Origin of the sequence: Facklamia sp. P12950 (assembly GCF_050409465.1) — a bacterium.
Lineage (GTDB): Bacteria > Bacillota > Bacilli > Lactobacillales > Aerococcaceae > Facklamia.
In genome coordinates, this window is the sequence record NZ_JBNUPK010000002.1 from 225,150 (window position 1) to 246,716 (window position 21,567).

Consider the following 21,567-nt stretch of genomic DNA (forward strand, 5'->3'; position numbering starts at 1 on the left):
CACCTCCTATTTAATTCGAATTCTAGGGTCAACAAAAACCATAATGATGTCTGATAATAACGAACCTAAAAGGGTCGTAAATCCGTAGATCAATGTAATAGCTATCATTACAGAAAAATCACGTAAAGCGATTGATTCGACAAATAATTTTCCCATTCCTGGATAATTAAAGACTGTCTCAGTGAAGACAGATCCGCCTAACAAACCAGTGATGGTAAAGCCTAAAAAGGCAGCAATTGGTAGGATTGAATTCCGGAAGATGTGCTTGCGATAAACAACATTTTCTGGAACGCCTTTAGCCTTAGCTGTGCGAACATAATCTTCCGTTTTAGCATCAATGACTCCTGTTCTTAAGTATTGAATAGTAGAGGTTGTTGATAAAAGTGCCATTGTAATAGCTGGTAAAATAATGTGTTTAAATCTTGACAAAGCAAAATCAAGCGTTCCAGGCTCAAGACCCGGGTCTACTGTTCCAGTTGTAGGGAACCAGCCAAGAATATAACCAAATAACCAAATCATAAATAAACCCAATACGAAAGATGGAATAGCATAAGTTACAAAGGTATATAAGTTAACGGTTTTATCAAAAACGGAATTTTGATAACGACCAGAAAACAGACCTAATGGTAAAGCGATTCCGTACGAAATGATCACTGTTAATAAAGATAATTGTAAGGTGGGCCAAACTCTTTGACCAATAATCTTTAGAGTCGGTTGACGGTGATGCCAAGACCGTCCCCAATCACCTTGAAAGATACCAGTAATCCAATCAACATAACGCTCTGGCCACGGTTTATCTAGTCCTAGTTGCTCCCGCATGGCTGCTATTTGAGCAGGGTCCACATTTGGATCTTGTAAACCCGTCAACGCATCCCCTGGCATCAAAGCAGCCAAAACAAAGACAATGATACTTAAAAGAAAAATTTGAGGAATCATCAAAATGACCCTTCTTAAAATCGTCTTCCACATTTATTTCACTTCCTCTCTTTGAGCAAAGCCGACTTCTTTTAAAGCCACTTGGTGGTGATCATTAATCTTCTTCAGATCATAGACCCGTCCACTTTCCTCAAAATATTGACTGGCATTTTCATGATATTCTTTCTCCACTCGGAGACGCTCTATATGGTGCTCTCTTCGATTGTTTGGATCAACATGCGGTATAGCTGATAAAAGCCTTTTAGTATATATGTGTTGAGGATTTTTATAAATTTCATAATTAGAGCCATATTCAGTAAATCTTCCACGATACATAATGGCCAATTCGTCAGACATGTGTTTCACCACGCCTAAATCATGCGAAATAAACAAGTAAGAAACATTAAATTCTTCTTGAATACGTTTCATAAAGTTTAAGACTTGAGCTTGAACCGATAAGTCTAAAGCTGAAACCGGTTCGTCAGCAATGACTAATTTAGGGTTCAGCGCAACAGCTCTAGCTACCCCAATTCTTTGTCTTTGTCCTCCTGAAAATTCATGCGGATACTTGACTAAAGCTTCTGAAGTCAAACCGACTATTTCTAACAGTTCACTTGCTTTTCTCTTTTCTTCTTCAATCGTTAAATGGGTGAAATTACGCAAGGGCTCCGCCATAATATCTAGAATCCTCTTCTTCGGATTAAAAGAAGAATATGAATCTTGGAAGATCATCTGAACATTGCGCCGATAATTTGACCTGCGACTGGATGCAGCATTCGAAACGTCTTCCCCTTCATAGATAATTTTACCCTCGGTCAATTTTTCTAAACCGATAATAGCTTTTCCAATAGTTGATTTACCTGAGCCTGATTCACCCACCAGGCCATAAGTTTTTCCTGCCTCAAAGCTTAAGTCCACACCATCCACTGCGTAGACATGGTCAGTGATACGGTTAAAGAAACCGGATCGAATTGGATAGTGAACCTTTAAGTTTTCAATTGTAAGAAATTCTGACATTAGTCCACCTCCTCAGTGAAATAAAAGTGTTCATGACAAGTACAACGTACCCAATGTTCTGGTTTTACTTCATGGAGAACTGGATGCTCTTCATGATGTTCTTCAGGAATCCAAGGAATACGAGGAGCAAAACGACAGCCTTTGCGTTCTAAACGGTTTAATGGAGGTACAACCCCATGTATTACATGTAGATCGCCCTTTTCATCAACTAAATCATTGGATTGCGGAATGGACTTTAAGAGTGAGCGGGTATAAGGATGTCTCGGATCATTGAAGAGTTCTTCGACACTTGCAACTTCAACAAATTGTCCTGCATACATAACTGCTACTCGATCAGCCGTCTCTGCAACTACTCCTAAATCGTGAGTAATCAAAATAATTCCTGATTCGGTTTCCTCTTGAATTTCATTCAAAAGATCCAAAATTTGTGCTTGAATAGTTACATCTAAAGCAGTTGTCGGCTCATCTGCAATAATTATTGGTGGTTTACAAGATAATGCAATGGCAATAATTACTCTCTGACGCATTCCACCTGATAATTCATGTGGATATTGCTTGGCCATTCTTTGAGGGTTTTCAATACCTACTTGGTCGAGTAATTCAAGTACGCGCTGAGTTCGTTGTTGTCCATCTAACTTAGTATGATAATACAAAGCTTCTTCAATCTGCTCACCTACTGTCATTAAAGGGTTTAATGACGCTAAAGGGTCTTGGAAGATCATGCCAATATCATTCCCGCGAATTTTGTCATAATCTGATTCATCATAATTAACGAGATTATCACCCTTGTAATTAATTTCCCCGGTAATTTTTGTATTCATGCGATTGTGTAAGCCTATGATTGAAGTGGCCAGGGTTGATTTTCCACAGCCTGACTCCCCAACAATGGCTAACTTTTCATTACGCGCTAGGGTAAAAGAAACCCCATCGACAGCATCGAAATACTGGTCTTTAATGCGAAAACCAGTGTGCAAATCTTTAACTTCTAATAATATCTCTTTTGATTCCATTTGAGGCCTCCTTTATCAATGACTATGACATCCATTTATTTTTCTGATCGTAATTGGTCGATATAAGAAACGGCGTCCTTAATATCTGAGAGCTTTTCAATTTTTTCATCTTCGAATTCTATATCAAATTCTTCCTCAATCCCCATCACGAATTCCACCATATCTAAAGAATCGGCGCCTAGGTCTTCAAAGGTTAGATTTTCAGTTACTTGATCTTCAGTAAGATCAAAATGCTTTACTAATAAAGTTTTAACTTTTTCAAATGTTTCTGTCTTCAAATTTTCCACTCCTTAATTAAAAAGTTATACCACAATGCCGGTTATATTATAATAACGATTATTTTCTAATCTGTCTATCATTTTTGTCACTATTTTCAAAAAAAGTGCTTATTTCTTCGGAAAAACCTGATAAAACGATTTCACGAGCTTGTCGAATAGCATGATAAATGGCGATGTCATCTGCTGATCCATGCGCTTTAATTACTGGCTTTTTAACCCCTAAAAGGACTGCTCCTCCTTGCTTGCTATCATCAAAATTTTCAGCCATCTTTTTTAATGAGGGTTTAATGAGAAGGCCACCAATTTTATTGGTGATACTACTCTCACTTAGAGTTCGTTTGAGTAATTTGAAGATGGATTTTAGGCTTCCTTCCAATGTTTTTAGGATAGCATTACCGGTAAAGCCATCTGTCACCGCAATATCTACCTGCCCATTTAAAAGATCTTTGGCTTCAATATTGCCTACAAAATTTAAACCACTCGCTTGATTGAGGAGTTGGTAAGCTTGTTTACGTAATTCATCTCCCTTACCAGCCTCTGTTCCATTATTAACAAGCCCTACTCTTGCTTGCTCTATTTTTAAAACACTCTCAGCATAATAGCTAGCTAGTTGAGCATATTGTAAGAGGTGCTCTGCTTTTGATTCCGCATTGGCTCCGGCATCCATTAAAATTAAATGAGGAGATTTCTCATTAATGGTTGGGATGACCGGCATCAATCCCGGTCGATCGACACCTTTAATTCTACCAACCACCAATAAGCCGGTTGTTAATAAGGCGCCTGTATTCCCAGCCGAAAGCAGTACATCTGCTTTACCTTCTCTTACCGCCTTGGCAGCAACCACCATTGAAGCATCTTTCTTGCGACGAACAGCTTTTACCGGTTCATCTTCTCCTTTGATAACCTCAGTAGTCGGTATTCGGATTAAACGGTCATCAAACATATCTGGAAGATTTTTAAGGGCTTTCTCGTCGCCATAAAGATGAATTTCGATGTCCTTATAAGCATCTAAGGCTCTTAGAACTCCGTCAAATACGGCTTGTGGTGCATTGTCGCCACCCATTGCATCAATCGCTATTTTAATCATAAATTCCACTCCTAAATTTCTAATTTAATTAATTGGGTATACTTTTCAATTGTTTTTGTTTCTTTCTCAGTCACTATATCTGGTTGTCTCATTAAATGGTCGACTGCTTGATAAGCTGCTGTCATAATGGCTTCGTCTTGTAAGGGATGTCCATATGTAAATTGGGCAATTCCACTTTGATTTCGTCCTAGGACATCTCCCATGCCACGAATTTCCATATCCGCTTTTGATAGTTCAAAGCCATCTTGACTTTCGACCATCTTAATCAGACGTTCTTTTCCTTGTTGGGTCGTTGGGTTGGCAATTAAAAAGCAGTAAGAGGGTAATGGGCTTCGCCCTACCCGCCCTCTTAACTGATGGAGCTGGGCTAAACCAAAACGTTCGGCTGATTGAATGACCATGACCGTTGCATTCGGTACATCCACACCGACTTCAACCATAGTGGTTGCTACTAAAATTTGAATTGTTTGAGCCTTAAAAGCTTTCATCACTTCTTTTTGTTCTTCTTTACTCAATTGACCATGCAAACTATCGATTGTAACTCGTGGAAATATTTCTCTTAAACGTTGACAAGTCTCTTGTACATTTTCAACTTGTTCCATAAATTCACTGGCTTCAATTAAAGGCAATACATAATAGATTTGATGACCCTTATCTAATTCTTTTTGCATACGGTCATAGACTGTGGCAATGTGCTTATCACTAACGGCTTGTGTCTTAATTTCAACCCTTCCACGCGGTAGACCTTCCATGGTTGAGACGCAAAGGTCGGCATAAAGGGTCTGAGCCAAACTTCTGGGTATGGGAGTTGCTGTCATTTGCAGGACATTGGCTTCTTGACCAGCCAGACCTTTTTCTAATAAGTTCTGTCTTTGGCCAACACCAAAGCGGTGTTGCTCATCTATAACGATATAGCCGAGTGATTTAAAATCTACACCCTCTTGAATTAAAGCATGGGTACCGATAATCAATCGGATGCGTCCTGTTTTTAGACCTTGTAAAACAGCTTTTTTTTCTGAAACTTGCCTCTCAGAAGTTAATATTTCTGCATGAAAACCACTCTTTTCAAAATATTGATTAAAAGATTGATAATGCTGCTGAGCTAATATTTCTGTTGGAACCATCAAGGCTGTTTGGTAACCTGCTTGCACACTAGCAATCATGGTCAAGAAGGCAACTAAGGTCTTACCGCTACCTACATCTCCTTGCAATAAGCGGTTCATTGGATAAGGTGATAAAAGATCGCGGCAAATTTCATTAACCGCTTTTTTTTGTGAATCCGTTAATTCAAAAGGGATGCTTTGGATAATTTGTCGTAATTCTTCAACTTGATAGTGGATTTGAATACCCTTAGTTTTTAAGCGGTTAAATTTGGCGCTTTGTAAGCGCCATTGGTAAAGAAAGAACTCCTGGAAGATGATCTTTCGCTGGGCCTGTCTTTTCGCATTATCTTGCTTAGGAAAATGCATGGCCCAAAGTGCTTCCTTCAGATTTATTAAGTTAAATTGTTGATTTAAATAAGTCGGAATGATTTCTTCAATACTTTCTTGATAATCAACAAAGGCTTGCTTGATGGCTTTGACAATCTGGCCCTGACTCAGTCCCTTGCTAGTATGGTAAATGGGTGCATAGTCCTCACCTGCTGACGGATTAATTAATTTCATGGCCATTAGCGACTGGTTACTTTCTTGCCATTTACCATAGATAGCTCGCGTTTGACTTAATTCAATTTGTTTCTTTAAGTAGGGCTGGTTAAAAAAAGAGACGGTTATCACTTGATGGCCATCTACAGCCAATTTAAAACTTAAGCGACTTTTCTTTCTACCAAAATAGTTGACCACAGCTGGACTAACAACTTTTCCCATCAAGACAACTTTTTCCTGGTCAAGAATAGTTTCTAACTGTCGTGCTTGGATATCCTCAAAACGAAATGGAAAATGAAACATTAAATCCTTTACTGTTTCAATTCCTAATTGTTTAAATAAAAGACTGGTCTTGGGGCCAACACCTTTGAGCTGATCGATAGGATCTAACCAAGACTTTCCCATCTTCTTCCTCCTCTTTGAGCAAAAAAATAAATCACCACCTAGAAACTAAGTGGTGATCAGCTATTTTCTAACAATCTAATCCACCGTTACAAAATAATTGTAGACTGGTTGGTCTCCTTGAATAAGTTCAAATTCAATCTCAGAGTTAGTTTGTTCAAAATGGTCAGCAACTTCTTGGGCTAATGAATGATCACCCTCTTCGCCAATAATAACCGTTACTAACTCACTTGATTCATCCACCATTCGATTAACCAATTGGATCAGAGTTTCTTTTAAATCAGTGTGGGTTAAGATTATATCGCCATCTAAAATACCCATAAAATCGTTTTCTTTAATGGATAGGCCATTAATTTCTGTATCTCGAATAGCATGAGTAATTTGTCCAGAAGCAACGCTTAGCGCATACTCTTCCATAGCTAGTCTGTTCTCTTCAATGGCAACTGAAGGATCATACATCAACATGGCTGAGATTCCTTGGGTGATTGACTTTGTGCCCACAACTACCGTTGGTACTTCACTGACTTCAGCCGCTTGTTGAGCCGCCATAATAATATTCTTATTATTCGGTAACAAGATAATATTTTTGGCGTTAACTCGCTCGATTGCTTTAATGAAGTCTTCGGTAGAAGGATTCATTGTCTGACCTCCAGAAAGGACTTCCTTTACTCCAATAGAATGGAAGAGCTCTGTCAAGCCTTTACCTGAAGCTACAGCAATCACTGCGTAATCTTCTTGAGTTTGAGGGACAGCTTGTTGACGCAGCGTAGTCTCTTTGTCTTCTAAGTCTCTAACTTGCTCACGCATATTATCGACTTTAATTTTAATTAACTCACCAAATTCTTGACCCAATTGCATAATCTCGCCTGGATCTTCCGTATGGATGTGAACCTTAACAATTTCATCATCAGCAACAACCAGCAAAGAATCACCTTTTTTATCAAGCGTTTGTCTAAACTCTTCATAATCAAAAGCTTTCTTAACAGTCTGTCCTTGTCCAATTCTTACCATAATTTCGGTACAGAAACCATAGGTAATCTCATCCATAGACATTGGGTGTTCATTCATTTCTTCGAAGATTGCGTGGGCATGGTCATTAGATTGGTCTTCAACTTCATCGATAATGACTTCCCCTGAAAGATTGGCAAGGAAGCCTTCATAGATACATAAAAGCCCCTTACCACCCGAATCGACTACACCCACCTGTTTTAAAACTGGTAGTAATTCAGGTGTTCGATCCAATGATTCTTTTGCCTCTGCTACGATCGTGCGCATCACTTGTAGGATGTCTTCTGTTTGCTTAGCTTCTTGTTCACCTTTTACAGCAGATTCTCTAGCAACAGTTAAAATGGTTCCTTCAACTGGCTTCATCACTGCCTTATAAGCTGATTCCACACCACCAATAAAAGCCTTAGCAAAGTCTTTGGCATTTAATTCTTCACAATCTTTAATTGCCATTGAGAAGCCACGGAAAACTTGTGACAAGATAACGCCTGAATTTCCTCGAGCCCCCATTAACAGTCCTTTGGCCACGGCATTTGCTAATTCTCCAACATGATGACTAGTAGAATTACGCATATTCTCAACACCTGATTGGAAAGTCATATTCATATTAGTTCCTGTATCTCCATCAGGCACGGGAAAGACATTTAACGAATTCACTAAGTCAACATTTTCAGCCAGGCGCTCGGCACCTGCTATAAACATCTGTTTAAAGTCAGATGCTTTGATTGTTTTCAGTTCCACACTTTACCTCCTAAACGATCCTAGTCGATAGTCACACCCTGGACATGGACATGAACAAAGTCCAATTCAAAGCCCAAGAGTTGCTCGACATTGTATTTAACAGCTTGTTGAATATTTTGACAAATCACAGAGATTTTTGTCCCGTAAGAAACGACAATATAGACATCTACTGAAATATTGTCTCCTTCTTGAGAAATTAAAACACCACGTGAATAGTTTTCTTTCTTAAGAATGTCTGTTAAATTATCACGGAAGAAATGTTTACTTACCATTCCTACAACACCGTAGTTGTCAGTAACTGCTGCACCGACAATGGTTGCAATCACTTCATTTTCTAAGGATATCTCTCCATTTGGAGTTTGGATATTAATAGCCATAAAGTACCTCCTTTTTGTTGTCCACCATAGTTTAGCATAAATTTTTTAGCTTAGCACCTATTTTAATAGTTTTAGTAACGAGATATTTAAGATTAGTAGTTAATTTCATCATAATTCACTTGCTTCAAAAGTCAAATTATGGTAAATTAATTTGGTATGAAATGTAACTTTTAAATTGTTACAAGGAAAAGGAGGCAGAACCATGGCTAAAGAATGTTATTTCACAGGGCGTAAAGCTGTATCTGGTAACAATCGCTCTCATGCAATGAATAAATCAAAACGTCGTTTTGGCGCTAACTTACAAAAAGTACGTGTTATGATCGATGGCAAACCTCAAAAAGTTTGGGTTTCAGCGCGAGCATTAAAATCAGGTAAAGTTGAACGTGCTTAATCAATACATTAAAACCTCCTAGCCAATCATCATCAAGATGAAGCGCTAGGAGGCTTTTTTGTTTGGTTTAATCTTTTTCTTTTAGCATAAATTGATTGCCCTCTTCATCCACCAAATTAGATTCTTCATTTAGTTCAAAGCTGAAAAGTTCTTTATCCGCAAAAGAAATGGTTAGTTTTTGATCTTTTATTCTGTAGGTTGGATTATGTACGATAATTTCAACTGCCATAGGAACTTCATCAGAAAAGCGCAGGTTAATATATTGTTGATTTTTTAAAGATTCTGCTGCTTCATCTGTTTTTACCATCATTAAACGCCCATCCTGATTAATGCTCTCGGTATATAATTGTAGTAATGCGTCCGAATAATCACCTTCCAAAGCTGCTTGTCCAAAGTAAGACCGGCCTAAAATTACTTTCAATAAGTCTTCTTCTATTTCGAACCCCATAATATTTGAGTTTTCTTCAGTCAAATAGCGTCCCTCAAAATCAACTATCTCCTCTTGAGCAGATATAGCTGGCGGTAGCATGAGTATCATAATCATTATTAAAGCAAAAAGCTTTTTCATCCCATCAACTTCCTTTCCTAATAAAAACTTGATTAAATAAACTTCGAATATCATTTATTAAGCAAATTTTAACACAATAATGAAAGTGCTTCAATTTTATATCCCTATCTTCTATTTTTAAACTCAAGCCTTTATTTTCCTTTTTCCCAAATAACCATCAAGAGACCTTCAGTAAAAGAAAGATTTACTTTATGCTGATCGACATACTCATTAGACACCAAGGCTCGAGGAAAAGCATAATCTGTTAGACCTAGTTCATATTTAGCCTGCTTAATCTGCAGCTGCTTAACAGCCGTCATTGAAATAATGGATAAGTAGCGGCAATTGTTCAAGTCTTGTAGAAAATAATTGCCTGGTTTAAAAAATCGCACCACTTGATCTTTTTCAATAAAGCTTAAACGGGGGATAATTGCAAAATAGCGTTCTTGAAAGACGAGCCAAAGGTTAGCAATTAAATGATCTAAACGTCCCTCTCCATTACCTATTGCGCCATATACTTCCACCGGACATCGACTGTCTTGTTTAAGAGCGAATTCAAGGCCCAACTCCATATCGGTATCATCTTTGGCAGCTGGATATTTTAAAACTGCTTGACTAGCCGCTTCAATCTTACTAAATTGGGTGGGAGTGACCGAGTCAAAGTCTCCAATTGCAACGTTCAATCGGTAGCCTGCCTTCACCAATTGGAGGGCCCCTTCGTCAACTCCAATGAGATAAGTCTGATCTGTCACCTCAGACAAATGGCTGAGGGCTGGATTAGGAGCCCCAGCACAGATAATAATCTTATCCACCATACTAATTGGCCTTAGGGTCTTAAGGAAGCGATAGCTGCAGTCAGATCCATTTGCTTAAAGATGTAGGAACCAGCTACTAAAACATCTGCACCAGCTGCTATACAACTTTTAGCTGTTTGATCATTGACCCCACCGTCTACTTCAATCTCATAGTGATAATGATCATTTTCTTGACGTAGTTTGGCTAGTTTTTCTACCTTCTTCATGGTTGATTCAATAAAAGCCTGACCACCAAAGCCTGGATTAACAGTCATCACCAAGACTAAATCCGCTAATTCCAATAAAGGATAAACCGCTTCGACTGGAGTTCCTGGATTAATAGCCACTCCCGCTTTTTTTCCTAAGGCTTTTATCTTTTGTAAGGCTGAATGAATATGTTGGGTCGCTTCCACATGTACGGTGATAATATCCGCTCCCGCATCAGCAACCATTTCCAAATACCGCTCCGGTTGATCCACCATCATGTGACAATCAAAAACCATATGGCTATGAGATCTTAATCCTTTAAAAATCATGGGACCAAATGAAATATTCGGTACAAAGCTGCCATCCATAATATCAATATGTAGATAATCTGCTCCACCCTTTTCGATGGTCTGGATATCTTCTAACAAGTGATTAAAATCAGCGCTCAACATTGAAGGTGCAATTTTCATGACTATTCTCCTTTAATAATAAATTTTTTTGTTTTCAATTTTTTCTAAAATCTGCAAATAATTTTGATAACGGCTGTTACTTATTATGCCACTTGCCACCAACTCTTTCACATGGCAATTAGGTTCGTTCTTATGGATACAAGATCTAAACCGACACTTTGCACCTGCTTGGTGAATTTCTGGGAAACAAGCGGCCAGTTCTTCTTTTTCTAAATGGTCGAAATCAATAGCTGAAAAACCGGGTGTATCCGCTAAGAGTCCTTGACCAAAACGATAAAGAGTAACTTCTCGAGTGGTATGCTTACCGCGGTTTAAATGGCTGGATATCTGGTTGGTCTTAATTTCAGCTTGAGGTAGCAGTTTGTTTAAAAGGGTCGATTTTCCCACTCCCGATTGACCGGTCATTACATATATTCCTTGTTGGAAAATGGTTTGAATAGCTTGCATCTTTTCATTGGATTGGTCAAAGAGAAAAACATCATAACCAATTACTTCATAGATTGCTCTGATTTCTGCTACTAAGTCATTGGCTGCATCCCGTCCCTGATGCTCGATTAAAAGGTCATATTTACTCAAGATAATAATGGGTTGGATGCGATGAGACTCCATCGAAACAAGGAAATAATCTAATAAATTATAGGAAAACTCAGGTTCAACTAAGGACATAACAATGAGAGCATAGTCGACATTAGCAACAGCCGGTCGAATCAAAAAGTTATCTCGTTCGAAGATCTCTTCTAATCTGCCCACTTGACTTTCATCTTGTTGATCCATGACAAATCGTACGCGATCTCCCACTAAGGGATTGGTCTTCAAGTGACGAAAGTTACCTCTTGCTTTTGTTACAAAAGATTCTCCTTGCGACCATACATAATAGAAGCCACTAACTGCTTGATAGATGATCCCTTCATGTGAGGTAATAAGCTGTTTCAAATAATTTCCTCCTTTGGTCAGTATTTATTCAGAAAAAAAGTTAAGAGTCAGTAATGCTGCTCTTAACTCTTCAAATTCTTAATTAGGATAAACGGCTGAGGACTGTGCGACAATTTCGCCGTCTCTTAAGACACGGTACTGTCCGGATCCTCCTTCAGGAATATAGAGGACGATTTGAATTTCACGTGATTCGGTGATTTCAATTTCACGCGCAACTTGAGTGATATTATTACGGTCATCTCCTATAAAAACTTGGATTTTATTCGGTAATGGCTTGCTTTGTTCGTAGTCATTTTCAGCATACTTAGGGACATAATCAAGGTATACCGTTTCTGTGGCAGTCGACACTTCTGCTTTTTCTTCACCTTGAGAAACCGTCACCTTAATGGTGTCTCCTTGAGCAATGGGTGAGCCTGAAAGTGGGTCTTGATCAATGACAATCCCTTCAGGTAGATAATCATGATATTGATAAGCTTCTTCTACATAGAGACCATAAGTGTCTGCAAACTTATAGACCATATCAATCGATAAATTAGTAAAATCTTGCATGGTCGTTTGCTCAGAATAGGATCCGATTACTAAAATAATTGAACTTTCACCAGGAACGACTTCCGTACCCGGTGCAATACTCTGTTCTAAAATTTTACCTGCTTCTGACTGACTAGCTGCTAAATACCTTAAGTCAACTATAAAACCTGCATCAATTAGTTTACGACGGACCGGCTCATAGTTTTGATTGAGGTAATCACCGATTTTGACTCTTGGCTTGCCGTCAGAGAAGGTTAAATTAACTTTAGAACCACGATTTATGCGGTCCCCTGATTGGGGATCACTTTCAATAATTTGGCCACGCGGAATAAGATCATCCCAAACAACTGTACTTTCGCCTAGCATTAAATCATTCTCTTCTAGTAATTCAATGGCTTGTTTTTGGTCTAGGCCAGCCAATTCAGGAACGATTACACTGGCAACGAATAAGCGATAGGCGAAAAAGACAGCTAAAGATAGTAAGGACAATATCGTAGCAAAGAAGAGAATTTTAAAAATCTTGGACCCTAAATGGCTAGTCTTTTTATCTGGTAAATCAAAAGTTGGAAACTCCTCTTCATTTAAAGGCTCAGGCCCTTCGATTGTTTCCGTCAACACACGATCAGCGGCTGGAATGGGCTGAATGGATTTAAATTGTTCTGATTCATCCAACTGACTGCTAGGAATAAAGGGTTTTTCATCAATACGTCCGACACTAAGAGAAGAAGATAAGTCGTTAAACATCTCTTGAGCCGTACGATAACGATCCTTCGCTTGCTTAGCCGTCGCTTTTAAGACGACATTCTCTAAGCTTTGAGGAACATATTCTAAGCGCTCTCGAATAGTTGGAAAGGGTTCTTGAAAATGTTTAAGTGCAATCGAAACTGCGGATTCACCATCATGTGGGACAGAACCCGTGATTAGCTCATATAAAACTACACCCATGGCATAAATATCTGATTTAGTGGTTGCACTATTGCCCTTGGCTTGCTCGGGCGATAGGTAATGAACTGAGCCTAGCAAGGTATTGGTTTGAGTAATCGAAGTATCTGATAAAGCCACAGCAATACCAAAGTCCGTAATCTTAACCACATTATTTGCAGTAATTAAAATGTTTTGTGGTTTTATATCGCGGTGAATAATACGATTTTTGTGGGCCACATCGATAGCCGCTACAATTTGTCCCATAATGGAAACAACTAGTTCTAGCGGGACAGGTGCATTCTTTTTGATAAAAGTTTTAAGGTCTTGACCTTTTACATACTCCATCACAATATATTGCTGTTTTTCATGTTCATCGACATCATAAACTTCTACAATATTGGGATGTAGCAGTTGACTGGCTGAAATGGCTTCTCTTTGGAAACGACGAATCGCATCTTGATTATCCTGGAAGTCATAGCGTAACACCTTCACAGCTACGTCTCGATCCAAAATTAAATCATGAGCTAAAAAGACATTTGCCATGCCGCCTTGACCAATGACAGAAGTTAGGACATAACGATCGGATAGTTTATCCCCTATTTCCATGAATAATGTCACCTCCTTCGTCCTCCAAATTAAAATCGCTGGCTAGAATAATAGTAATATTATCGAGACCCCCAGCATTATTAGCCGCTGCGACTAGTTCATCACCTAAGCGGTCTAAATCTGTTTGATTATTAATTATTTGTTCAATTTCTTCATTTTTAAGCATGCCGTTTAAACCATCCGAGCAAAGCAAGAGAAGTTCCACTTTATCAAGAGAAATCTCTGAAAAAGCTGGTTCTAAAACCATTGGTGTTCCAATGGATTGGGTGACCACATTACGACGTGGGTGATCAATACTCTCTTCTACTGTTATTTCACCTGTACGAATTAACTCATTGACTAAAGAATGGTCTTCGGTTAATTGCTTTAATTGGCCCGCTCCGTATGCATAAGCCCGCGAATCACCGACATGACAAATAAGAATGGTCTGCTCGACAATTGTTGCAAGTACAATTGTCGTTCCCATTCCTTCATAATCTGGATTAAGGTCTGCTTGATTCAAAATGAAAGTATTCACTTGATTGGTCATTTGGGTCATCCAAGCATGCGCTTGGGTGATGGTCATAGGGTAATCAATTGTTTCGAATGCCCGACCAACAAACTCTGTCGTTTGTTGACTAGCAATATCTCCTGCCAAGTTGCCTCCCACGCCATCACATAGAATAAAAAGGATTTGTTGGTTTTGAGAATAAAAATAATCCGCATAATCTTGGTTAGAACTTCTCTTTCTCCCTATGTTTGAATGTATAGTGATTTTCATAACTCACCTCAATCTATTTTTTTAAGAAAACGACTGATAAAAAAGCCATCTGTTCCATGCTGTTGGGGCCAAATGCGAAGAAAGCCTTGGGAAGTTATTACATTATCTGTTAAAACTTCTTCAGCTAGGATGGACTCCACTTGCCACTCACTATTTTCCTTTAAGATTTCTTCAATTAATTGTTCATTTTCCTCATAAGTCAGGGTGCAAGTAGAATAGACTAAGCGACCACCTGGCTTGAGCAAAGAAAGCATATGATTAAATAATTGCTTTTGTAATTTAACCAGTTCTTGAATAGCGACAGGCGACTTCTGATATTTGATTTCAGGTTTACGACGCATCAAACCGATACCCGAACAGGGTGCATCTAAGTATATCACATCAAAAGCAGTTTGAGAAAGTGGTTGGAAGTCCAAGGCATCGGTTACTATTGAATCTATCTTATGACTTAAGCCTAACCGCTCGGCATGATCTTTTAAGATACTTAACTTATGCTTAGAAATATCTAAAGCTGTTAAGTGTCCGTCAGTTAGAAGTGAAGCAATATGGCTAGCTTTTCCTCCTGGAGCTGCACATGCATCCAAAACATTTTCAGAACCTGTCAATTTACCTAAAGGTGCAACCAGCATGGATGATTCATCCTGAATGGTAAACAAACCTTCCTGATAAGCTTGACTATTAAAGACATCCCCTGCTGTGATTCGAAAACCAAAAGGAGAAACTTGACTGCTAGTAACCGCCAACCCTTGCTCTTTTAATTGGTTCATGATATGTGATCGTTTGGCTGTTGGACCATTGATTCTAGCACTCAAATTAGGAACTTGATTCAAACTAGAAAGAAATGCTTTGAGCTGATGTTCTGGTAAGTGCTGGTCAAAGTATTTGACCAACCAAAGCGGAACGGAATGCTCAATCGATAGTCTCTCCAAGGGTTCTGTGATTACCGTCAATGACTGAGGCTCTTGGCGGAAAAAGTTACGTAAAATAGCATTAACTAATTTTCCAATGCCTTGGTGGCCGTTTACTTTGGCTATCTCGACTGCTTCATTTACAATAGCGTGCTGAGGCACGCGGTCTAAATAAACAGCTTGATAGATAGATAATCGCAATAGGCTGCGTACCCAATCTTCTATTTTACCTTTTACTAAATCCTGTAAATAGAAATCCAAGGTCAAGCGACGTTGGACACTACCGTAAACCACCTTAACCACTAAATTTTTATCTTGACTGCTTCGATTACTTGAAGCCAGATAATTATCTATCACGATATTAGAATATTGGTCTTGGTTATCAATTTGATCTAACAATCTCAGCATGTCCCAGCGGAGATTGTTTTTCAATTTTGTTTGGCTTCTTTGTTTAATTTTCATTATTTATTAGTCCTTTTCACTGTCGAATATCTTACCAATTAAACTTTCTGCCGGTGTCCCTTTTAAGTATTCTTTAACCATCATCCTTTTTTTTCCAGCGGGTTGGTATTCACTAACTGCTAAGTAGGAATCTTGACCACATCGAACATAGAAGTGTTCTTCATCAGCAGCAACAATTTGGCCCGGAATTTCTTCTGTTAATATTCTTTCAATGTTATCATCCAGTTCTTTTAAGGGTTGAGCTTGCCAGATTTTTACTCTTTGACCATCTAGTAGGGTATAGGTTGTTGGAAAAGGTCTAAAGGCGCGTATATGACGGTCAATGACACGCGCACTTTGCAACCAATTTAACTGCTCTTCATGCTTTTTGATGGTTGGAGAATATAGAACTTGGCTATATTCTTGTGGAGTCGCTTCATACTCCCCATTAAAAAATTTCGGCAAGAAATTCAATAATAATTCTTTACCAACGACAGCCAGTTTTTCAAACAGTATGCCCACATCATCCTTCTCAGAAATCGGTAAAACTGTTTGAATGAGAATATCCCCAGCATCCATTTCTTCAGTCATTTTCATAATTGTTACACCCGTCTCTTCTTCACCCCGCCAAATTGCATAATGAATTGGAGCCCCTCCACGATATTTAGGTAAGAGTGAAGCATGAACATTAATAGACCCTTGACTGGGTGCTTCTAATAAAGCAAGTGGTATTTTCTGTCCGTAAGCAGCCGTTATGATTAAATCGGCTTCTGTATTCAATAGAGTCTGATAGTCCTTTGAATCGGCTAACTTTTCCGGTTGAAAGACTGGAATATTAGCTTCTAAAGCTGTTTTTTTAACTGGAGGTAGTGTTAGAATACGTTTTCGACCAACTGGACGATCTGGTTGAGTCACTACTGCAATCACTTCATACTCTACTTGTTGAATTAATCCTTTCAGAATGGTTGCCGCAAAAGGAGGGGTTCCCATAAAAATTATTTTTTTCATTCAATAACCTCTTTCTAAATAAAATACTGGGGTTCATGGTCTATTTGAACAAAGACTCCCTTGGCCTGGCTTTCTTGACTAGCAAGAAGAATAGTTTGTAGCTGATCTTTAACTAAGTCTACTTCTTTATATTTTAAGAGCAAATGGAATTGATAATAATTATTGATTCTTTCAATTCCTCCTGTTGAGGGACCTAATATCATTAATTGGGTATTCACTTTGTCCATCAATTGATCCTTGAGTTGATAGATCATTTTTTGAGCCTTGCCTCGGTTTTTAGAAGACACCTTAATTAATGTTGTATAAAAATAAGGAGGATAATGGCTCATATGGCGTCTTCGCATTTCGTAATAAAAAAAATTGTCATAATCATGTTTTTTGGCTAGCTGAATCACATAATGGTTAGGATTATAGGTTTGAATGACCACTTCGCCTTTTAGCTTGCCTCGCCCTGTTCTTCCGGCTACTTGAGTCAGCAACTGAAAGGTTTTTTCAGCAGCTCTAAAGTCTGGTAAGTTCAAACCAGTGTCTGCATTAATAACACCAACCAGGGTTACCTGTTCATAGTCGAGACCTTTAGCAATCATCTGTGTTCCTAAAAGGATTGAACCTGCTTGACTGGCAAATGCTTTTAATAATTTTTTGTGAGCGCCCTTGCGTCGAGTGGTGTCATTATCCATACGGATAATTGGTGTTTGAGGAAAGCGTTGCTTTAAACTTTCGGCTACTTTTTGAGTGCCAATGCCTTGTTTTCTCAAATGCTTAGAACCACACTGAGGACAATTGGTTGGCAGTCCTACTTGGTAATCACAATAATGACATTTAAGCTTTTCTCCAGTCTTATGGTAAGTTAAAGAGATGTCACAATGTGGGCATTGAATGACATGACCACATTCACGGCATAAGACATAAGAGGCATAGCCTCTGCGATTTAAAAGCAAAACAACCTGTTCTTTAGACGCTAATTTTTCGGCAATTTTATCTTCTAAAAGTTGAGAAAGTTCCAGTGTTTCTTGATCCAATAAATGCTGAGTCATATCCACTATGGTTACGGGTGGTAAGGGTTGTTGATTAACACGTTGGTCCATTCTTAATAATTGATACTTACCAACTTCAGCCCGAGCACGTGATTCTAAAGAAGGTGTGGCTGAACCTAAAACTAAGGGACACTGATGGTATTTTGATCGCCATTTAGCAACTTCTCTTGCATGATAACGTGGATTGTCTCCTTGTTTATAGGTCGTTTCATGTTCTTCATCAATAATAATGATGCCGATATTTTTTAACGGAGCAAAAATAGAAGAACGCGCTCCGACGACCACTTTCGCTTCTTGCCGAATGATTCTGCGCCATTCATCATATTTTTCGGTCAATGATAAAGCTGAATGCAAAACGGCAACGCCTTTGCCAAAGCGACCAATCACCTGGTCTACCATTTGTGGTGTTAAGGCAATCTCTGGCACTAATAGAATCGCTGATTTACCAACTTTAAGGGCTTCAGCTATTAATTGTAAATAGACTTCGGTTTTACCTGATCCGGTGACTCCTTGCAATAAAAAGGTTTGGGCTTCTTCAGCTGTCATGTGATTTTTTATAGTCTCAAATGCTGTTTGTTGCTGTGCTAATAAGGCTTTGGCTGAGGAAGGAGGTGCTTGATCTACTTGATAAGCTGGCCGATAAACTTCCCTTTCTTCCAGCGTCAACCACCCCTTTTTAATCATGGTATTAAGGGTGGCCTTAGAAACTTGAGCCAGCTTTGCTAATTGATCGAACTCTATGGCTTGAGTCCATTGATGGTCGATGAGGACTGATAAAACTTGACCTTGTTTATGACTGCGTTTATCTAAATGATCGAGTAAGTCTTGGTATTCTGCCTGTGAACGATTAGGCAAGATATACTTAAGGGTCTTATGCGTTTTTTTATCAATTAACTGATAAGATAATTGAATAATTTCTTCATCTAATAATGAACGAATTTGACTAGCTGTCAACCTTTCTTCCAACCATTGGCGCGTGACACCAAGCTGATTTAACTTTGCAGGTGAACAATCGAGCACTTCAGCTAATTTTTCAGACTGTTTAACTGTAACAACCGTTTGATACTTGACTCGTAAAATACTTGGCAACATGGCTTGTAGGACTGAAATCCTAAAAGCATAAAGTTGGTCGGCAAGCACTTGAGAAAGTTCAACTAGTTCCTGACTCAAAAAAGATTCGTAATCAATCAAGCGTCTAATCGCCTTTAATTCCCCTTGATAGTCACTATTATCTTTTAAATGAACAACAAAAGCCATTAGGTTACGATATCCAAAAGGAACTTCCACTCGCATACCAACCTTTATTAAAGCTTGCATTTCAGCACTTACTTTGTAATCAAAGCTATGATTGACTTGTGCAGTAGGTATATCAATGATAACTTCAGCGATCATTCGCTCACCTCCTATTAAAAAGCTACTATGAAATCATTAAAAATGATCTGCATAGTAGCCTTCTTATTCGCCCTCTTATTTTTTAATGGATAATACGCCCGCAACAACTTCTTCTAAAGCCTTGCCTACAGGTTTATCTGATTGATAGTCTTGTAATTGCATAATTTTATAATCTTCCATTTCTTTAGCGCGTTTACTTGCCAAAGTTATTAAAGAATACTTAGATGGTTCTTTTTTCAATAATTCGTCAATTGATGGATATAGCATCATGATTGCTTAGCCTCCTCTTCAAAATATGCATTAATATCTGCCTGGATCGAATGCATGACTCTTTCAACCCTTAGATGTTCACTTTTAATTATAGCATTAATTTCATCGACCGCCTCAGAAATTTCATCATTAACTACCACGTAATCATAGTGACGCATTAACTCAATTTCCTCTTTAGCTTTATTCATACGGCGAGCGATTACTTCTTGGGAATCCGTTCCACGATCGGTTAGACGGGACTCCAACTCATTCAGACTTGGAGGCGCTAAGAAAATGAAAATTCCCTCAGGAATCTTCTCTCTCACCTTACGGGCACCTTGAACTTCAATTTCAAGAAATACATCGCGTCCTTGCGCTAAATTTTCTTCAATAGATGCTAGCGGCGTCCCGTAGTAATTTCCAACATATTCCGCGTACTCTAACAAGGCTTCTTGGGAAATTAAGTCCTCAAATGATTCTCTACTCATAAAGAAGTAGTCTACCCCTTCTAATTCACCTGGTCGACGCTCTCGAGTAGTTGCTGAAACAGAATAAACATAGTCACAATTTGAATCTTCAAAAATCGCGCTGCGAACTGTTCCTTTTCCGACACCCGAAGGGCCTGATAAAACGATTAATAATCCCCTTTGTTTTAACATGACTTCCCTCCATTACTTCATGTTCTATATAGTACCACAATTCACTCTCTACATAAAGATAAGCTGAAAAATAAATAAAATACAGCCATTATGAAATGCGAAAATTTGTTCGTAAAAAGGTTGACAAAAAGAACCTTTGTTCGTATAATATAATTACAAACAAACGTTCGATATTAAAGGAGAGGTTTTTATGGAATTACCCATCAAAAGACAAACTAACTGGCTTGGCCGTGTAAGCCAATCCCTTTTTCAACCTTTCTTTCAACCCACTCCACTTATCAAAGAATCTATTGAAATGATGCCCCTTGCACAAGTTGAAAGAATCCTTCATCAAGCTTATATCAAGCAAGTTCCTTTAAACATACTCATTGAATATTATTTACCCGATCAAACAATGGATATGACCGAAATGGAAGCATATGTACTGGCTCCAATTGGTTCACAAAACAACGTTAGCCTGCAATTAGGAGCCAATCACTTCCTTTTAAATTTGAATCAAATTATTAATGTGACTGCCATCACAGAAACTTTAATTGCTTAAGTCCATTAATCGATTAAAGATTTGATTAAAACAGCATCCTCCCCGCTGTTTTTTAAAAGCCCTCATCATTAAGATGGGGGCTTTAATTAATTTTGTTAATCATTTAATAAACTAGAAGTTTCTTTGCGTGAAAGATATTTACTGCGTTTGGGAATAATTGTTTGTGGCATAAATCGCGCAAGCAGCACTAGGACACTTGCTGATAGCAGCCAGGATAATAAAAGACCTAGCCAATGGTTAAGATTATTGAACTCAAATAAGACTTCTTCACCCAAGGCAAATGGCACAATCAGTTGGCGAATAGCAATAAATAATATTAACGCTAAAAGACTGCCAGTGAAGATATTCAAATAAGTAGAAGAGTAACGTTTATTGTTCAAGGTCTTTTGTGTATATTTCGCAAATAAACCGGTTACTCCTACTGCTAAGATGGGAGCAATCCATTGAACGATTAAGACTAACCCATCATCTAATCCCCCGTTAAGCACTCCTTGGATAATTCCTACCAAAAGTCCGCTAATAATAGCTGATGGGGCGCCATGGCGCAATGCCAACCACATTAAAGGAATTAAGGCAATAATTAGCTCAAGCCCAAAAAAATTAATGGCTACTTCATCAGACACAAAAAACAAGATTAGGGATAGGACAAGAGCAATCACCATGTCCCAAAATTGTCTAATACTGCGTTTATTCATAA

22 protein-coding genes are annotated in these 21,567 nt (G+C 38.5%); 2 read left to right on the forward strand and 20 right to left on the reverse strand.

Annotated features, from left to right (window positions below):
* Nucleotides 1-6 precede the first annotated feature (6 nt).
* From opp4B to ACQV2Q_RS03045, 8 genes are all read right to left on the reverse strand, one after another.
* The gene (opp4B, locus tag ACQV2Q_RS03010) at nt 7-969 is read right to left on the reverse strand and encodes an oligopeptide ABC transporter permease (protein WP_428873745.1); all 963 of its coding nucleotides are present in this window, start codon (nt 967-969) and stop codon (nt 7-9) included.
* Entirely contained in the window at nt 970-1,932 is a 963-nt protein-coding gene (locus tag ACQV2Q_RS03015) for an ATP-binding cassette domain-containing protein (protein WP_428873747.1), read from the reverse strand.
* Complete coding sequence (locus ACQV2Q_RS03020) at nt 1,932-2,942, reverse strand: ABC transporter ATP-binding protein (RefSeq protein WP_428873748.1); 1,011 nt, start codon at nt 2,940-2,942, stop codon at nt 1,932-1,934. Before ACQV2Q_RS03020 ends, ACQV2Q_RS03015 begins: the two co-directional genes overlap by 1 nt.
* Before the next feature lie 35 nt (nt 2,943-2,977).
* Nucleotides 2,978-3,220, reverse strand: coding sequence for an acyl carrier protein (gene acpP / locus ACQV2Q_RS03025; RefSeq protein ID WP_428873749.1), 243 nt, complete (start codon nt 3,218-3,220; stop codon nt 2,978-2,980).
* A gap of 58 nt (nt 3,221-3,278) precedes the next feature.
* Complete coding sequence (gene plsX, locus ACQV2Q_RS03030) at nt 3,279-4,304, reverse strand: phosphate acyltransferase PlsX (RefSeq protein WP_428873768.1); 1,026 nt, start codon at nt 4,302-4,304, stop codon at nt 3,279-3,281.
* Between the two features lie 14 nt (nt 4,305-4,318).
* The gene (gene recG, locus ACQV2Q_RS03035) at nt 4,319-6,355 is read right to left on the reverse strand and encodes an ATP-dependent DNA helicase RecG (RefSeq protein WP_428881888.1); all 2,037 of its coding nucleotides are present in this window, start codon (nt 6,353-6,355) and stop codon (nt 4,319-4,321) included.
* A gap of 75 nt (nt 6,356-6,430) precedes the next feature.
* Nucleotides 6,431-8,098 carry a DAK2 domain-containing protein gene (locus tag ACQV2Q_RS03040; protein WP_428874819.1) on the reverse strand — a complete coding sequence of 556 codons (1,668 nt, stop codon included), beginning with the start codon at nt 8,096-8,098 and terminating at the stop codon, nt 6,431-6,433.
* Nucleotides 8,099-8,118: 20 nt separating this feature from the next.
* Entirely contained in the window at nt 8,119-8,475 is a 357-nt protein-coding gene (locus tag ACQV2Q_RS03045) for an Asp23/Gls24 family envelope stress response protein (protein ID WP_428873752.1), read from the reverse strand.
* A gap of 202 nt (nt 8,476-8,677) precedes the next feature.
* Here ACQV2Q_RS03045 and rpmB point away from each other — a divergent pair, with 202 nt between their 5' ends.
* The gene (rpmB, locus tag ACQV2Q_RS03050; RefSeq protein WP_258436016.1) at nt 8,678-8,866 is read left to right on the forward strand and encodes a 50S ribosomal protein L28; all 189 of its coding nucleotides are present in this window, start codon (nt 8,678-8,680) and stop codon (nt 8,864-8,866) included.
* Between the two features lie 67 nt (nt 8,867-8,933).
* Here rpmB and ACQV2Q_RS03055 read toward each other — a convergent pair whose 3' ends face one another.
* The 11 genes from ACQV2Q_RS03055 to gmk form a co-directional block, all read right to left on the reverse strand.
* On the reverse strand, nt 8,934-9,434 hold the full coding sequence (locus tag ACQV2Q_RS03055) for a hypothetical protein (protein WP_428873753.1): 501 nt from the start codon (nt 9,432-9,434) through the stop codon (nt 8,934-8,936).
* Between the two features lie 131 nt (nt 9,435-9,565).
* Nucleotides 9,566-10,228, reverse strand: a complete 663-nt coding sequence (locus ACQV2Q_RS03060) for a thiamine diphosphokinase (RefSeq protein ID WP_428881890.1) — start codon at nt 10,226-10,228, stop codon at nt 9,566-9,568.
* 11 nt (nt 10,229-10,239) lie between these two features.
* Nucleotides 10,240-10,884 (reverse strand): ribulose-phosphate 3-epimerase, encoded by a 645-nt coding sequence (gene rpe / locus ACQV2Q_RS03065; protein WP_428881893.1) that lies wholly within the window; start codon nt 10,882-10,884, stop codon nt 10,240-10,242.
* Between the two features lie 12 nt (nt 10,885-10,896).
* Nucleotides 10,897-11,817, reverse strand: coding sequence for a ribosome small subunit-dependent GTPase A (gene rsgA / locus ACQV2Q_RS03070; protein ID WP_428876399.1), 921 nt, complete (start codon nt 11,815-11,817; stop codon nt 10,897-10,899).
* A 78-nt stretch (nt 11,818-11,895) separates the two neighbouring features.
* Nucleotides 11,896-13,875 carry a Stk1 family PASTA domain-containing Ser/Thr kinase gene (pknB, locus tag ACQV2Q_RS03075; protein ID WP_428873757.1) on the reverse strand — a complete coding sequence of 660 codons (1,980 nt, stop codon included), beginning with the start codon at nt 13,873-13,875 and terminating at the stop codon, nt 11,896-11,898.
* Nucleotides 13,859-14,635 (reverse strand): Stp1/IreP family PP2C-type Ser/Thr phosphatase, encoded by a 777-nt coding sequence (locus ACQV2Q_RS03080; protein WP_428873758.1) that lies wholly within the window; start codon nt 14,633-14,635, stop codon nt 13,859-13,861. Before ACQV2Q_RS03080 ends, pknB begins: the two co-directional genes overlap by 17 nt.
* 8 nt (nt 14,636-14,643) lie before the next feature.
* Nucleotides 14,644-16,005, reverse strand: a complete 1,362-nt coding sequence (gene rsmB, locus ACQV2Q_RS03085) for a 16S rRNA (cytosine(967)-C(5))-methyltransferase RsmB (protein ID WP_428881896.1) — start codon at nt 16,003-16,005, stop codon at nt 14,644-14,646.
* A 6-nt stretch (nt 16,006-16,011) separates the two neighbouring features.
* The gene (fmt, locus tag ACQV2Q_RS03090; RefSeq protein ID WP_428873760.1) at nt 16,012-16,992 is read right to left on the reverse strand and encodes a methionyl-tRNA formyltransferase; all 981 of its coding nucleotides are present in this window, start codon (nt 16,990-16,992) and stop codon (nt 16,012-16,014) included.
* Nucleotides 16,993-17,006: 14 nt separating this feature from the next.
* Complete coding sequence (gene priA / locus ACQV2Q_RS03095) at nt 17,007-19,421, reverse strand: primosomal protein N' (RefSeq protein WP_428881898.1); 2,415 nt, start codon at nt 19,419-19,421, stop codon at nt 17,007-17,009.
* A gap of 75 nt (nt 19,422-19,496) precedes the next feature.
* Nucleotides 19,497-19,691: a DNA-directed RNA polymerase subunit omega gene (gene rpoZ / locus ACQV2Q_RS03100; protein WP_428873762.1), complete on the reverse strand. Its 195-nt coding sequence runs from the start codon at nt 19,689-19,691 to the stop codon at nt 19,497-19,499.
* Nucleotides 19,688-20,329 (reverse strand): guanylate kinase, encoded by a 642-nt coding sequence (gene gmk, locus ACQV2Q_RS03105; protein WP_428873763.1) that lies wholly within the window; start codon nt 20,327-20,329, stop codon nt 19,688-19,690. The genes rpoZ and gmk overlap by 4 nt, the downstream gene beginning before the upstream one ends.
* A gap of 190 nt (nt 20,330-20,519) precedes the next feature.
* Between gmk and ACQV2Q_RS03110 the strand changes: the two genes are divergently transcribed.
* Nucleotides 20,520-20,870 (forward strand): hypothetical protein, encoded by a 351-nt coding sequence (locus ACQV2Q_RS03110; RefSeq protein WP_428881901.1) that lies wholly within the window; start codon nt 20,520-20,522, stop codon nt 20,868-20,870.
* A gap of 95 nt (nt 20,871-20,965) precedes the next feature.
* Here ACQV2Q_RS03110 and ACQV2Q_RS03115 read toward each other — a convergent pair whose 3' ends face one another.
* Nucleotides 20,966-21,565: an energy-coupled thiamine transporter ThiT gene (locus ACQV2Q_RS03115; RefSeq protein WP_428874825.1), complete on the reverse strand. Its 600-nt coding sequence runs from the start codon at nt 21,563-21,565 to the stop codon at nt 20,966-20,968.
* Nucleotides 21,566-21,567: the final 2 nt, after the last annotated feature.

What these genes read in the sequence shown, in the direction of transcription:
- opp4B (WP_428873745.1), bottom strand. Translation starts at nt 969, where the DNA reads ATGTGGAAGACGATTTTAAGAAGGGTCATTTTGATGATTCCTCAAATT.
- ACQV2Q_RS03015 (WP_428873747.1), bottom strand. Translation starts at nt 1,932, where the DNA reads ATGTCAGAATTTCTTACAATTGAAAACTTAAAGGTTCACTATCCAATT.
- ACQV2Q_RS03020 (WP_428873748.1), bottom strand. Translation starts at nt 2,942, where the DNA reads ATGGAATCAAAAGAGATATTATTAGAAGTTAAAGATTTGCACACTGGT.
- recG (WP_428881888.1), bottom strand. Translation starts at nt 6,355, where the DNA reads ATGGGAAAGTCTTGGTTAGATCCTATCGATCAGCTCAAAGGTGTTGGC.
- ACQV2Q_RS03045 (WP_428873752.1), bottom strand. Translation starts at nt 8,475, where the DNA reads ATGGCTATTAATATCCAAACTCCAAATGGAGAGATATCCTTAGAAAAT.
- rpmB (WP_258436016.1), top strand. Translation starts at nt 8,678, where the DNA reads ATGGCTAAAGAATGTTATTTCACAGGGCGTAAAGCTGTATCTGGTAAC.
- ACQV2Q_RS03055 (WP_428873753.1), bottom strand. Translation starts at nt 9,434, where the DNA reads ATGAAAAAGCTTTTTGCTTTAATAATGATTATGATACTCATGCTACCG.
- ACQV2Q_RS03060 (WP_428881890.1), bottom strand. Translation starts at nt 10,228, where the DNA reads ATGGTGGATAAGATTATTATCTGTGCTGGGGCTCCTAATCCAGCCCTC.
- rpe (WP_428881893.1), bottom strand. Translation starts at nt 10,884, where the DNA reads ATGAAAATTGCACCTTCAATGTTGAGCGCTGATTTTAATCACTTGTTA.
- pknB (WP_428873757.1), bottom strand. Translation starts at nt 13,875, where the DNA reads ATGGAAATAGGGGATAAACTATCCGATCGTTATGTCCTAACTTCTGTC.
- ACQV2Q_RS03080 (WP_428873758.1), bottom strand. Translation starts at nt 14,635, where the DNA reads ATGAAAATCACTATACATTCAAACATAGGGAGAAAGAGAAGTTCTAAC.
- rsmB (WP_428881896.1), bottom strand. Translation starts at nt 16,005, where the DNA reads ATGAAAATTAAACAAAGAAGCCAAACAAAATTGAAAAACAATCTCCGC.
- fmt (WP_428873760.1), bottom strand. Translation starts at nt 16,992, where the DNA reads ATGAAAAAAATAATTTTTATGGGAACCCCTCCTTTTGCGGCAACCATT.
- priA (WP_428881898.1), bottom strand. Translation starts at nt 19,421, where the DNA reads ATGATCGCTGAAGTTATCATTGATATACCTACTGCACAAGTCAATCAT.
- rpoZ (WP_428873762.1), bottom strand. Translation starts at nt 19,691, where the DNA reads ATGATGCTATATCCATCAATTGACGAATTATTGAAAAAAGAACCATCT.
- gmk (WP_428873763.1), bottom strand. Translation starts at nt 20,329, where the DNA reads ATGTTAAAACAAAGGGGATTATTAATCGTTTTATCAGGCCCTTCGGGT.
- ACQV2Q_RS03110 (WP_428881901.1), top strand. Translation starts at nt 20,520, where the DNA reads ATGGAATTACCCATCAAAAGACAAACTAACTGGCTTGGCCGTGTAAGC.
- ACQV2Q_RS03115 (WP_428874825.1), bottom strand. Translation starts at nt 21,565, where the DNA reads ATGAATAAACGCAGTATTAGACAATTTTGGGACATGGTGATTGCTCTT.